Annotated in this window: 14 protein-coding genes; all 14 read right to left on the reverse strand. The window is 31.8% G+C overall.

Annotation, left to right across the window (positions count from 1 at the left end; all coding sequences use genetic code 11):
- Positions 1-24: 24 nt before the first annotated feature.
- A complete protein-coding gene (pseB, locus tag CEF14_RS11105) occupies positions 25-996 on the reverse strand; it encodes a UDP-N-acetylglucosamine 4,6-dehydratase (inverting) (RefSeq protein ID WP_102692922.1) in 972 nt (323 codons plus the stop codon).
- A 216-nt stretch (positions 997-1212) separates the two neighbouring features.
- Positions 1213-1563, reverse strand: a complete 351-nt coding sequence (locus CEF14_RS19290) for a flagellar protein FlaG (RefSeq protein ID WP_245890147.1) — start codon at positions 1561-1563, stop codon at positions 1213-1215.
- A gap of 26 nt (positions 1564-1589) precedes the next feature.
- On the reverse strand, positions 1590-1952 hold the full coding sequence (locus CEF14_RS11115; RefSeq protein ID WP_102692923.1) for a hypothetical protein: 363 nt from the start codon (positions 1950-1952) through the stop codon (positions 1590-1592).
- On the reverse strand, positions 1949-2347 hold the full coding sequence (gene fliS, locus CEF14_RS11120; protein WP_102692924.1) for a flagellar export chaperone FliS: 399 nt from the start codon (positions 2345-2347) through the stop codon (positions 1949-1951). The genes CEF14_RS11115 and fliS overlap by 4 nt, the downstream gene beginning before the upstream one ends.
- 23 nt (positions 2348-2370) lie before the next feature.
- Positions 2371-3915 (reverse strand): flagellar filament capping protein FliD, encoded by a 1545-nt coding sequence (gene fliD / locus CEF14_RS11125; RefSeq protein WP_102692925.1) that lies wholly within the window; start codon positions 3913-3915, stop codon positions 2371-2373.
- A 59-nt stretch (positions 3916-3974) separates the two neighbouring features.
- Positions 3975-5237, reverse strand: coding sequence for a motility associated factor glycosyltransferase family protein (locus tag CEF14_RS11130; protein WP_170061499.1), 1263 nt, complete (start codon positions 5235-5237; stop codon positions 3975-3977).
- Between the two features lie 2 nt (positions 5238-5239).
- Complete coding sequence (locus CEF14_RS11135; RefSeq protein ID WP_102692927.1) at positions 5240-5593, reverse strand: hypothetical protein; 354 nt, start codon at positions 5591-5593, stop codon at positions 5240-5242.
- On the reverse strand, positions 5574-7265 hold the full coding sequence (locus tag CEF14_RS11140; protein WP_102692928.1) for a motility associated factor glycosyltransferase family protein: 1692 nt from the start codon (positions 7263-7265) through the stop codon (positions 5574-5576). The genes CEF14_RS11135 and CEF14_RS11140 overlap by 20 nt, the downstream gene beginning before the upstream one ends.
- 91 nt (positions 7266-7356) lie before the next feature.
- Entirely contained in the window at positions 7357-8169 is an 813-nt protein-coding gene (locus tag CEF14_RS11145; RefSeq protein WP_102692929.1) for a flagellin N-terminal helical domain-containing protein, read from the reverse strand.
- Between the two features lie 93 nt (positions 8170-8262).
- On the reverse strand, positions 8263-8493 hold the full coding sequence (gene csrA / locus CEF14_RS11150) for a carbon storage regulator CsrA (protein ID WP_102692930.1): 231 nt from the start codon (positions 8491-8493) through the stop codon (positions 8263-8265).
- Entirely contained in the window at positions 8493-8936 is a 444-nt protein-coding gene (gene fliW / locus CEF14_RS11155) for a flagellar assembly protein FliW (RefSeq protein ID WP_102692931.1), read from the reverse strand. Before fliW ends, csrA begins: the two co-directional genes overlap by 1 nt.
- Positions 8937-8949: 13 nt before the next feature.
- The gene (locus CEF14_RS11160; protein WP_102692932.1) at positions 8950-9504 is read right to left on the reverse strand and encodes a DUF6470 family protein; all 555 of its coding nucleotides are present in this window, start codon (positions 9502-9504) and stop codon (positions 8950-8952) included.
- A gap of 67 nt (positions 9505-9571) precedes the next feature.
- Positions 9572-10450, reverse strand: coding sequence for a flagellar hook-associated protein FlgL (gene flgL / locus CEF14_RS11165; protein ID WP_102692933.1), 879 nt, complete (start codon positions 10448-10450; stop codon positions 9572-9574).
- 13 nt (positions 10451-10463) lie between these two features.
- Positions 10464-12227, reverse strand: a complete 1764-nt coding sequence (gene flgK, locus CEF14_RS11170) for a flagellar hook-associated protein FlgK (RefSeq protein WP_102692934.1) — start codon at positions 12225-12227, stop codon at positions 10464-10466.
- Positions 12228-12321: the final 94 nt, after the last annotated feature.

A 12321-nucleotide genomic window follows, 5' to 3' on the forward strand; every position in this document is an offset into this window, starting at 1 on the left:
CCAAAAGAAAAATGTAGTCAGTGACTACATTTCCTTTACCAATTCTCTAAGTTCTTCAACTGACAACCACTGAGTATTTTCATTACTTACATAATGGAATCCTTCCGATAATGGTTTAGAACCTTCTGCATTTTTTGATGACCACCATTGAAATTCGGGTTGAATAACATAGTAGTCATCAAATTCAACTGTATGACGGGCATCATCTTCAGTAATCATTGCTTCATGAAGTTTTTCCCCTGGACGAATACCAACAATTTTAATTTCACATTCTGGGCCGATTGCTTTGGCTAAATCCGTTACTTTCATACTTGGGATTTTTGGTACGAATAATTCTCCACCATGCATACGTCCTAAATTATCAATAACAAATTGAACGCCTTGATCAAGGGTAATCCAAAAGCGTGTCATACGTTCATCAGTTACTGGAAGGACTCCCGTTTCACGCATTTTTTTGAAGAAAGGCACTACACTTCCTCGACTACCAACTACGTTACCATAGCGTACAACAGCGAATTTAGTATGTTTATCTCCAACATAAGCATTTGCAGCAATAAATAATTTATCTGATGCAAGTTTCGTCGCACCATATAAATTAATTGGACTACATGCTTTATCTGTAGAGAGAGCTATCACTTTTTCTACTCCACGGTCAATGGCAGCTTCTACAATATTTTGTGCACCATGTATATTTGTTTTAATAGCTTCAAAAGGATTATATTCACATGCACCTACATGTTTCAATGCAGCAGCATGTATTACAATATCTACTCCATCAAATGCACGATACAAACGATCTTTATCACGTACATCGCCTATAAAGAAACGTATACGAGAATCAGTAAATTCCTGAGCCATTTCATATTGTTTTAATTCATCACGACTAAAAACAATGATTTTTTTTACACCTAATGTCAAAGCTTTACGAATAAATTTTTTGCCAAAGGAACCCGTTCCTCCAGTTACTAACACAACTTTATCTTCTAGAACGCTCATAATATGTACTCCATTTCATGATGTTAAAATTTATATCATATTTTTCTATTATTCAAGTATTTTATCGGTAACTTAATCAAAAAATTAATGTATTTTTAGACACTAAGTACAATAATACTAGAAATTAATTATTCCCTTATTTAAAGTATGAACTGTTCAAAAACATATTAAAATATTGGATCTACTTTTTAATAGATCCAATAGAACATATAAGAATTAAACCTTTTCATCAAAAATTTTTCCGAAAATCTTTTGTAATTCATAATAAGTATCCAATATTTTCTTAGGAGGAATCTCTTTAATGACTTCATCGGTTTGAGCATTCACAACTTCAACATAATATTCTTTAAGGCCATCATGAAACACAAACTTTGAATTACGATTTTGAATTTCTGCAAATTGGTTCAATTTATTGACAGTCAGTTGTACTATTTCTTTCATTTGTTCGTCAGATTTCTGTTTACTCGAATTTTCAGCAATAGACTGTCCTTTAACAAAGCTGCTTGATGTTAAATCAGCATATTTACTATTAATTGGTGACGTATCTACTATATTTGAAACCTTCAAACAATCAGCTCCCTAATAACAAGTAATTATTTTTTACCATCATAGTAAATTCCGTTGTTATAGTTAATCTGGTTATATGGATCAAGATACTTTATTTCATCTTGTTTCATTTTCTTTAAATGTAAAATATCAGATTTTATACAATCTCTTAGTTCAATAAGGTTAGTGGTGATATTCCGATCAATTTTTAGTAAAAGTTCATGGTTTTCTCCATCAACAAAAGGATTAATATTATGTTCTTTTAAACCTTTAGCAATGTTCACTCTCTGATTTAGTAATTCATTTAGTTTAGTAATATACTGGCTTCGTTCTTCTAAATCAGGAGTTCTTTTTAAATATTTTAGTAACTCCATTGAATTTTGCAAAAAATGATCCAGTCCTTCACTCATATTTTGTCACCGATATTTTGTTTTTGACGATTTATTTTTATAACTTCTTTCCATGTATCTCGAAATTCAGTGACTAGTCCTTCTATTTCCTTTAAGATTTCAATATCATTTTTTAAATTTGCTTCAATTAGACGTCTATGCATGTATTCATATAAAGGAAGCATTTGTTTTGAAATTTCATATTTCATATCTAAGGTAGCCATCAGTTCAGAAATAATTGCTTGTGCCTTTTTGATATTTTCATTTGTTTTTTCTTTATTTTTTTGTTCAATTGCTTTTTCGCCTTGGTGGATAAACTTTATACATCCATTGTATAACATTAGTGTTAATTCACCTGGTGAAGCCGTATAAACACTATTTTGCTTGTATACATCATATGCTGATTGAATTGCCATATGGATACTCCTCTTTTTTAATATTACGCAAACATAGATTGTACTGAATTTGCTTTTGAAATAGCCGTTTCCATTGCAGTAAATTGATTCCAATAACGATTTTCAATACTTTTTAATCTGTCTGTCCAATCATCAATTTTTGATTTCAAACTAATCATTTGTGTACCTAAAGAATAAGTATTTTCAACGGAATCTTTTTTTCCTGCTACTTTTTCAATCGAGTCCATCCCTGATTTTAGCTCATCTCTAACTTTAGACACTAATCCGTCTGTACCTGTAAACATACTCACAACAGAATCTGGATCCGCTTCAATAGCCTTTCGGAGCTTTGTTTCATCAATCTGTAATTTACCACCATCTTTATAGGTTTTAGTTGTGGTTACACCTATTTGGAAAAGGTAGTTATAAGTTCCTTGACTACCCAATTTAGAAGACATTGTACTTCTTAAACTATTTGTTACCCCTTCTAAATAAGTATCACTTTTTAAAATACCTGCTTTTGCTTTTGTCTCCCAAGCAGTTATTTCTGATTCTGACATTTCTGCTTTCTGTGCATCTGTTAATGGTGGATAATTTAAATTTTTCTTTTCAGTTGTAGCTGTTCTCATTGAACTAATTAAATCATTATAACTGTTAACGAAAGATTTTACCTTATTTACAACCGCATCTACATCTGCAGAAGATGATATTGTTACATTTGATGAATTATTATTATTATTTAAAGTTAAGTTATAACCGTTTAGTGTAAATGTATTTGAGGTTGGCTTCATTGTAATACCATTAACATCCACACTCGCATTTGTTCCATTTTGAACTAAACCGGTTCCTGAAAAGCCAAAGCTAGAAAAAATACCCGTATTTTCAACAGAACCTGCTGGTATTTTATCAGGGGGTGTATTGATGATTTCTGTACCAAAACCATCTAACTTATTTTCTCCAGTAGCATTAGTAGTTAATGATAATGAATTACCAGAAAAAAGCGCTGTTACCCCTGCTCCAGAACTATTAATATTTTTTACAAACGAATCAATAGTATCAGATGAACTATACTTTAAGGTAGTAGCCTTCATTGAACCATCATTTTGGAGTACATTTAGTGTAAAATATCCATTTGCTTCATTAATACCAATATCAGATAATTTCGAACTTCCAGTTATACCAGTATAAGCAGGATCAATAGGATTAGAATTACTTTTATTTGTTGCAACAGAAATGTTTGAAAGTGTTAAACTACCTGATGCACTAGAAGTTGCAGAAACACTTACTGAAGAATCGGAACTAGTAGCCTTTTTTGTAGACCAACTAGAAGTTAAGGCATAATTATTAAATAACTCATCTCTTAAGCTTGATAATTTACTATAGAAATCTCTATAGCTGTCTCTCTTCCAGCCATAGGTTTGATATTGTTGCTGCAACTTTTCTTTTGAAGCACTTTCAGCTTTCATTAATTTTTCTACAATCGATTCTGTATCAATCCCAGAAGCTAAACCCGTATAACGTCCATTAGCAGTTTGTAAATAAGAATACTTTGTTGAAGAAGTATTGTTCGAAGAAACAGTTGAAGTCATTAAAATTCCTCCTCTATTACTTTATTAATTATTATTTGTATCGGATTTATTTTCTTATTCTATAGTTTAAATTGTTTTATAAGTAAATTAAGATATTCGGTTACTTCATCTACTTCAAAAAGTATTTTTTTTGAATTCATATATCGAGCTCCTTTAATACTTGCACCTTTTAATGAAGTATTAATAAACTCTACATCATCATATTTTGGAATCTCTTTTTCAAAAAAGCTTCGATAATAATTCCACGATCCAGATGTTTCAACTTCTTTTCCTTCATTTGAAATAGTTTTAAATATGGAACTTATATTATTCTTAAATTCGACATTCGAAGATGATTGATTTGAATGATTTTTCCCATCAATATACGCTAAGTCCTGTCCTACAAATATTAAACTTTTACACCCCATAAAAAGTAATAAACTAAATCCCATGTTTGCTACAGAACCGCCTGTTTCAAGTAGGTTTATGTCATTTTTTTTTGCAAAGTCCTCAGCTAACTGTACTCCTTTTTGAAATAACATTACTTTTAATGGTGTATCATGTAAAACAACCTTTGGATATACCGTTGATGCAAAAAATAATGGTATTTTTAATTCTGTATTTTCAATTTGATCGTAAACACTTGGATTAGGATCTATAATAATTAATGCATCAGGTTCTATAGCATTACTTTGTAACGTTTTATATGCTGCTCCAACAGCTAGTATAAAGTACTTTCCCTTTGCTCTTTTCAAAAAGTCAATCTCATCATCTAGGCTGGGACCTGCAGCAACCAGTATTGCTTTTTTTCCTTGCAATATATTTTTTAACGGCATCATATTATAGAGATAATTTTTTATATTCATAGTGAAATTATCATTTAATAAGTCTCGTGACTTTAAAGTATTTCTGTTGATAATAATTGATTGAAATACTTCTTTAAAATGCTTATCTTCTAGAGTTTTGTACCATGTTGGTAAAATAATAATTTGATCTTCATCATCAGATAAGGTTAAACGCTGCCAATCAGTTATAAGTTTTAATCTTGGATGATTAAATAAATTTTTTAAATCTATTTTTTTCTTTACTTCGTTTATTAGAGAAAGATTATTTTCGAATACAATTATTTCTTTAGTATCTAATTCTAAAAGTTTTTGGGCATGATAACCCAATCCAAGTCCAAACAAAATATATCTCTTTTTATCATTAACTAACTGAGATAATAAAAACTTTTCTACATCTTTATCTGGATTATATTTACTATAATAACAAAGACCGTTTACCTCTATATTTAAAACACCATTTTTTGAATAAAAAAAATGTAATTTACTTTTTGTGTTCATCATTATGCTTCTATTCTTTTGAATTTTTCATTTTGACACTTTTCGAAGATTGGCTGTAATTCATATTCAAATAAATCCGCAACGTACACAAAATCTTGTTTGTCTAAACTTTCGTTAATCTCAATCAAAAAAGGTACTGCTTCTCTCACATGTGATTGAATAGTAAAATTATGGTGAAGCATTAATTCCTCTACTTTAACTAGCCAATCAATTCCTTCTGTGAACTGATAGATCTCTTGCAAGGCTTCTGAAGTATTATCCTCTCTTAAATGATCACTAATATTTTGACAACCTTTAACTACGTTTTGAATGTATTCATAATAGGATTGTTGTGTTTCAAATACTATCTTTTCCATTTAAAATTCCATCCTTTGTTTGGTATTGTTTTAGAAATTTTTGAATAATGTCTTTAGAAACTTTTAGCGTATCTATAAATTCAGTGTATAAAAATTCATTTTGATTATATACACGTTTAAATTCTTGTTCCTTGGTTTCATCTGCAGCTGCTGGGAATTCTGTCAATACTGCTAAATTTGCTTTTTCCATAATTCTAGATAAATTTAAATTTGAAATATTTTCTTCTATTAATTCCTCGTTTTTATCAAGTTGCTTTATTGTCTTACTTTCAAAAAATTGTTTATATTGATCTCTCTTTAATACCAATAAACTATCCTCTAGTAATTTTATTGTTTGATCAAACAGTGGTAGTTGATTTTCCCAATAATCTAAATAGGCTATTGACTGCGTATTTTTTTTAAATGGCAAATCAATTAAAGGAACTTTATGACAACAATTTGTTTCACAAAATTCTTTAAAAGATAACTGATGCATCCCTTCTATTTTCGCTCCACCTTCAGTACAATTAAAAACTTCTCTATCTTTTAATAGAATAGACATTGTTAATTCAAAATCGTTTTTCATAGTAATAAATGGTGCATCACTATATACCTTTTCGCCATAATACCCTTCAATTTCTATTTTCCTTTTTTCTATTTCTTCTTTGCTTAATATTTTTGCGCCCTTATTATTGGATGCATGCGATTGATTGTTGGTATAAGCTAAGTCTTGACCTATCAAAGCAATTTTCCCAGTAGTAATATAGGAAGCAATTGTTAGACAAAAAACTGCAACACTACTTCCTCCACTCACAATGACAAGAGGGTCTTTAATTACCTGTGCTAACTCAGAATTCACACCTTCCCCTTCACTCCCAAAGAAAAACGAAGGTGCTTTAAAGTGCTCCCGAATTTCGTATTTAGACGTTAACCCATACATAAACATTATTTCATCAGTATATAAGTCTTTGAAATGATTTAAATTAGGCTGTCCACCATCAATGCTAACAACTAAATCTGGCACTATATTAGCTGCCAGTAACGAATTTATCGTTGAACCTGCAGCTATTAACAGCATCTTATCTCTATATTGCTTAATGTACTTTAATTGTTTAGTCAATGAAGGTCCACCAGACGCTATTACGATTGGGCAATCGTATTTATCCTTTAATTCTTTGATTGAATAATCTTTTGTTGCAAAATATAAATTATGGACAATGTTTTCAAACCATTGATTTGCAAAATGATTTATTGTATTTCTCGCTACTTTGTTTGAAATAACTTGATTTTTAACAAATTTAGCGATATCTAAATATTTATCTTGATCAATTTTGTCGTAATTTGGTGATTTAAGTAAGACAGCAGGTTCTGTAATATCAATATATTTGGCCAACAAAAGTTGGACATTCTCTATATCATTCTTATCTATATATAATATATCTGATCTTTTTTCTTCAATAGCTAAAAATGGTTCAATAATAATTAGCTTTTCTTTATGTTGAAAGTGTTTTAATAATTCTAGCGCAAAATATCCTAATCCATATCCATATAATATGTGTGTCTTCCCTGCAACATAATTAGATTTTGCAAATTTCTCTGCCTCTCTTATTGGATTGTAACTACTATGTATAAAATATCCATCAATCTTCATTGTCTTATACTCTGTCTTAGTAGGTAGTATTTCTATATTCATAATATCACCTCCTATAGTTTATCGACTAAAGTATAAAAAAATAAAGGATACTTGTTGTTTAAACAAGTATCCTTTATAGAAAAGTATCAGATTATTTAAGTAATGAAAGTACACCTTGAGGTTGTTGGTTTGCTTGAGCAAGCATAGATTGAGAAGCTTGTAGCAAGATGTTATTTTTAGTGAAAGCTGTCATTTCTTTTGCCATATCAGTATCGCGGATACGTGATTCAGCATTTGTTAAGTTTTCTGAAGTTGTGTTCAAGTTGTTAACTGTGTGTTCTAAACGGTTTTGGATAGCACCAAGGTTAGCACGTTGAGTAGAAACAGCTTTGATTGCTTTATCAATTTGACCGATTGCATTACTTGCAGCAGCGTAGTTTGTTACTTTTAAAGCATTAACACTAATTGCAGCAGCGTTCATTGTTTTAATTGTAACAGTAATTTTTTGACCATCATTTGCACCAATTTGAAGGTTTTTAGAAGCAAATGAACCTGTTAATAAGTTTTGTTTGTTGAACTGTGTAGTTGAAGCAATACGGTTAATTTCAAAAGTTAATGCATTTACTTCTGATTGAATAGCTTGACGGTCTTGAGTTACGTTTGTATCATTTGCTGCTTGTACTGATAATTCACGCATACGTTGAAGAATATCAGAAGTTTCGTTAAGTGCACCTTCAGCAGTTTGGATTAAAGAGATACCATCTTGTGCGTTTGTAGCAGCTTGGTTTAAACCGCGGATTTGACCACGCATTTTTTCAGAGATTGCAAGTCCTGCAGCGTTATCACCAGCGCGGTTAATAGAATAACCTGAAGAAAGTTTTTCTAAGTTTTTAGAAGCGTTTTCGTTGTTGATACGTAATGCATTGTTTGTGTTTAATGCTGCGATATTGTGTTGAATTCTCATTATGAGATTCCTCCTTGAATTTGTTTTTCCACGTCCTTGTGGTTGCTTGGCTTTATGCCTTACAATACTTTTATCGTATCTATTTTATAATGTTTAATAGTTTTTATTATTTTTTTTTATTTTTTCCATAAAGCTAGCTGAAACATTTAAGGCTTGTTTATTTTCCAATTGTATAGATTCAAAAACCTCTGAACGATAAACTTTGATAGATTTTGGTGCAGTAATCCCTAAACGTATTAGATCACCCTCCACCCCTACAATCTTTACCTCAATGTCATCGCCAATCATAATCGACTCACCTTTTTTTCTAGCTAATACTAGCATTAAACAACACTCCCCTTCATGTGCTGTATTGGATAATGCAGAGGATACTTTTCGTTATCCTGAAGGACAATTTGTTTAGCCTTTCTTGAATTAATATTAATAACAATAGGTGCAAGTAAATTCATCGTTGACTCTTCAAAAGGTTCCTTAACCGATACAATGACGTAGGTCAAAACATCATCAGTTTTGAAAATGTTCAGTTCACTTTTTTCTGTATCAGTCAATTCAAAGCTATATGCTGGATTAATAATAAATGGATCTGCGACAATAAATCCTAGCGATGATTCTGTTACAGATTGAAGTACTAAAAATGGCAGATCTTTTCCTAAGCTTAATAGCACGTATTTTTGTTGATTTGGAAAACCTGGAATCCCTTGCTCAAAGAAAATTATTTCATCCTCTTGAATCTCTACAGAACCTAAAAATTTTGTATTAATCTTCATCTTTTAATCCTTTCTATTTGACAACATCAATTGTAATAGATGGTTTTTGTACTAAGAATGTTTCAACATCCCATGGTGTATATGTAATCACAGGCTTATTTGTTTGTACATTAATTTTAACTTTACTAGGTGTATAGTTAATGGATAAAGTTCCAGGTGTATTTTCTATTTTAACTGAATCTACTGAAGGTATAAATTTTATCTCAGATTCAACTTTTTTAGGTCCATACCTTTGTTTAGCAATTTGAGAAATAACATTTCCTTTGTGTTTTAAATCCATCATCTGATTGCCCTCTTGAACCGTACGTGACATCCCCTCTTTAACTGCTTGAAGTGCTTGTTCTGCGTTAATCTTTATTGCACGTGGGGCAGAATATAGTCCAAGATCTTCTCGAGCTTGAGTCGAATCTACCTCTAAATGGCCACGAGTAGTGCGAATTTCCAAAACACCTTTTGGCTGTTCGATATCTTGAACTGCTTTGGGTTGTTCAATATCCACCTTCGCTTCTGTTATTTTCAAATCAATTTGTGCTCTAGTGGTGTGAATTTCTAAACGAGGTATATTCAAAAGAATCACTCCCCTTCTAAAAAACTCCCGTATTTCTACGAGAGTTTCTTTAAAATAATTTCGAATTCTATTTCATAAAGTCAACTAAAGTAGATTGAATAATTGAAGATCCTACTGAAAGTGCTGCATTATGAAGTGATTGTTGTGTCATATACTGCGTAATTACTTTTTCATATTCAACATCTTCATTTTTTGACAACTGATTGGTTGATATAATTTCCTGTGCAGATAATCTATTCGACATCATATCAAGTCTATTTTGTCGAGCACCTACATCAGCTCGAGAAGATAACACATCATCTTGCAAACTTGAAGTCGTTGTTAAAAATGCTCCGATTTGATCCGAGGTTGTAGCTGGATTATCTAATGCATCACTTAAGTTACTCATCGCGGTATCAATGTTTTGAAATAATTGTGCACTTGCAGAATTTACGTCGATTGTCACACCATCAAAAATTTCTATATTAACACTTGCATTACTAGTGTTAGTTGTAAGATTTCCATTAGAATCAAATAATGGTTGTGAAGTCTTTGTGCCATTAAATAAATATTTATCCCCAATTTGGGTATTCCCTAAATCCTGAATTTGTAGACGTATTTGTTTTATTTCAGATGAAATTTTATTTCGATCTTCCGAAGTTAATGAATCCGTTGATGCTTGAGTAACTAATTCCTTCACGCGATTTAATGCATCTCCTACTTGTCCAAGTGCATCATCTGTCGTGTCTAACCAGTTTGTTGCTTCATTTGCATTTGCTGTGAATTGATTTATTTTACCTAAAGTAGTGCGGTAACCCATACCCTTTGTTGCAACAACTGGATCATCTGATGGTCGATTAATTTTAGAACCTGTGTCCAATTGATTTTGATATGTGCTTAATTTTTTGTAACTATTTGAAAGATTATTTAATAGATTATTCGAAAGCATTGATTGTGTTACACGCATATTAGAAAACCTCCTATAGTCCTACTTTTCCCATACCATTAATAATTTTATCCAACGTTTCATCAACTACAGTAATCATACGAGCAGATGCATTGTATGCCTTTTGAAATTTAATCATATCTGTCATCTCTTCATCTAATGAAACGGAACTTACTGAAGCACGATTATTTGATATGGATAATTGAATAGTAGTAGAATTTGATACCATTTTATTCGCTTGTTGACCATCAGTTCCTAACTGACCTATAAGCCCTTGGTAGTATGTTTGAGCGCTCGCACCATCTAAATTCCCAACTTTAGCTGTAATCTTACTCCCATCTGCTAATTCCAAGTTTTTCGTAGTGCCATCAAGTGATAAAGATTTGATATTTGAAAGTAAAATTGCCATATCCCCATTACCTTCTTCACCTTGACGTGAAGATGCAGCTATTAGGTTAAGATCATTTACAATTTTATCATTAACTTTAATATTTGCAGCAGAGATACTGTTGCTTCCAGCTGTACCATCACCATTATTGTCGACAAAGAAGTTAAGACCTGCAGCTGAAGCTGTAGCTCCATTTGCCAATGTAAATCCTTGTGTATGAATAGCATTAAATGTCTCTGCAAATTGTTGAGCTAACTTATCCAATTGTTCAAGCTTATCTATATAAAGACCATCAGCCGCTGGTGTCCCTGTACCTGGTGCTACATTTGGCCAAGTATAAGTAGTTGTAGTAACTGGTTTTCCGTCTGCTCCAGTTGTTGTTGTTGTACTCTTTGTTGCTATTGAATCATCTGCATATCCATATGCATGAACTAAAGAAATCATTTTTCCTGAACCCATGTCTAATTGTTCATGAGAAATATTAGTACTTGTGCCTCCAAAATTCACACCAAAATATGTGAATGGTGAAAAATCTTCTGAAGCGTTAAAGGCACCATTTGCATAACTCACATTACCTGAGGCATCTGTAGTTTTGTTATACCCATTCGCTGTAATAGTTGCAGCTTGGTTTTTGTTAATGACTTGAACTTTTGTTCCATCATTTAATTTGATATAAACATTCATAGAACCTTCTGCAATAGCTAATGAATTACCACCGGATTTTGTGTAATCAACTGCTACATTGAAGTATTCAGAAAGTTGATCAACCAGTTGATCACGAGCATCGTATAGATCGTTTGGTAAATAGCCGTTTGGTTCAATATTCCCGATTTGTTCATTTAAACTTGCGATTTGTTTTAAGATAGAGTTAACGTTATTTGTTTCTACATTTATTTCATTCTTTAGGTTTGATTGAATTTGTGTTAGTTGTTTGTTGATATAGTTGAACGAATCTGCAAGTTGTTTACCACGTTGTACAACTACTGCTCGAGCTGATGCATTTCCGGGATTCGTGCTTAAATCTTGTAATGATGAATAAAAACTATTATATGCAGCGTTTAGTCCATATTCAGACGGCTCTGATAATATATCTTCCATTTGAGATATGGAGTCCGCCTTAGAAGACCAATAACCTAATTTTGTTGTTTCTTGACGATATTGGTTATCAATAAATTGGTCACGAATTCGTTGTACAGAACCAGCTTGAACACCCGTACCTAAAAAACCTGGTATTTTAGGTGCGTTCATCCCAACACCTGGGAAACCCATTGTTGGTTCCATATTGACTCGTTGTCTTGAATAACCAAGTGTGTTCGCATTTGAGATATTATGACCTGTAGTATAAAGAGCAGATTGCTGAGTGTTAAGACCTCGCTTACTTGTTTCCAGTCCCATAAATGTGGAGCTCATTCTTTTACCTCCTATGTAAAGCTGCAATAAGCAGTTGTCTGTGTATCATGTTTTATCTATATTTTTAATCGGATGTAATTGGTAATTTTGAAGA

The sequence above is a fragment of the Rummeliibacillus pycnus genome (assembly GCF_002884495.1).
GTDB lineage: Bacteria > Bacillota > Bacilli > Bacillales_A > Planococcaceae > Rummeliibacillus > Rummeliibacillus pycnus.

Coding starts and splice junctions, on each gene's coding strand:
- pseB (WP_102692922.1), bottom strand. CDS start 996: ATGAGCGTTCTAGAAGATAAAGTTGTGTTAGTAACTGGAGGAACGGGT.
- CEF14_RS11115 (WP_102692923.1), bottom strand. CDS start 1,952: ATGAGTGAAGGACTGGATCATTTTTTGCAAAATTCAATGGAGTTACTA.
- fliS (WP_102692924.1), bottom strand. CDS start 2,347: ATGGCAATTCAATCAGCATATGATGTATACAAGCAAAATAGTGTTTAT.
- fliD (WP_102692925.1), bottom strand. CDS start 3,915: ATGACTTCAACTGTTTCTTCGAACAATACTTCTTCAACAAAGTATTCT.
- CEF14_RS11130 (WP_170061499.1), bottom strand. CDS start 5,237: ATGAACACAAAAAGTAAATTACATTTTTTTTATTCAAAAAATGGTGTT.
- CEF14_RS11135 (WP_102692927.1), bottom strand. CDS start 5,593: ATGGAAAAGATAGTATTTGAAACACAACAATCCTATTATGAATACATT.
- CEF14_RS11140 (WP_102692928.1), bottom strand. CDS start 7,265: ATGAATATAGAAATACTACCTACTAAGACAGAGTATAAGACAATGAAG.
- CEF14_RS11145 (WP_102692929.1), bottom strand. CDS start 8,169: ATGAGAATTCAACACAATATCGCAGCATTAAACACAAACAATGCATTA.
- csrA (WP_102692930.1), bottom strand. CDS start 8,493: ATGCTAGTATTAGCTAGAAAAAAAGGTGAGTCGATTATGATTGGCGAT.
- fliW (WP_102692931.1), bottom strand. CDS start 8,936: ATGAAGATTAATACAAAATTTTTAGGTTCTGTAGAGATTCAAGAGGAT.
- flgL (WP_102692933.1), bottom strand. CDS start 10,450: ATGCGTGTAACACAATCAATGCTTTCGAATAATCTATTAAATAATCTT.
- flgK (WP_102692934.1), bottom strand. CDS start 12,227: ATGAGCTCCACATTTATGGGACTGGAAACAAGTAAGCGAGGTCTTAAC.